At 45.3% G+C, this 633-nt stretch carries 1 protein-coding gene; it reads right to left on the bottom strand.

Annotation, left to right across the window (positions count from 1 at the left end; translation table 11 throughout):
- On the bottom strand, nucleotides 1–256 hold a 256-nt coding region (locus tag HUS62_RS22960; RefSeq protein WP_220095111.1), incomplete at its 3' end, for a hypothetical protein.
- Between the last annotated feature and the right edge of the window lie 377 nt (nucleotides 257–633).

Genomic DNA, 633 nt, shown 5'->3' on the forward strand with positions numbered 1-633 from the left:
AGAGCTCGTACATAAGCACGCATTTATTCTTTTGATTGTAAATTATTGTTGTTGACAAGGGGGAGTCCACATAAGCGAAGCGAAACCCAACATAATCCATCAAAACCTTCTCATGCCTCTGCATTGCATATAAAACCCCACGTGTTGTTGTAGGCGTGAAATTTATTTCGCGCGTTGTGTAGGTGCTGTCAGTTTTTAGCTGAGCGGTGGAGTATGTTGCTGATATGTCTGTCTGATCGTAGGGTGTTGATTTCATGACGCGCCAAGCAAGCGTGACGCCTACGACATTACTTGCCCTAGTCACTCTTTGGGTAGGTTGGTTTGAGCGAAGCGAAACCCAACATAATCCATCCACACCTTTTCATGCCCTACATTGCATACAAAACCCCACGTGTTGTTGTAGGCGTGAAATTTATTTCGCGCGTTGTGTAGGTGCTGTCATTTTTTAGCTGAGCGGTGGGGGATGTTGGTGATATGTCAGTCTGCTCGTAGGGTGTTGATTTCATGACGTGCCAAGCAAGCGTGACGCCTACCACATTACATATAAAACCCACGTAGGAGATGTATGGACTCCTCCCCCAAATGGGGTGAGTACGGTATAAAGAGATTGGACAATTACTTTTACCAATAAGG

Source organism: Pseudoalteromonas sp. 0303, assembly GCF_013349995.1.
Classification (GTDB): Bacteria; Pseudomonadota; Gammaproteobacteria; order Enterobacterales; family Alteromonadaceae; genus Pseudoalteromonas.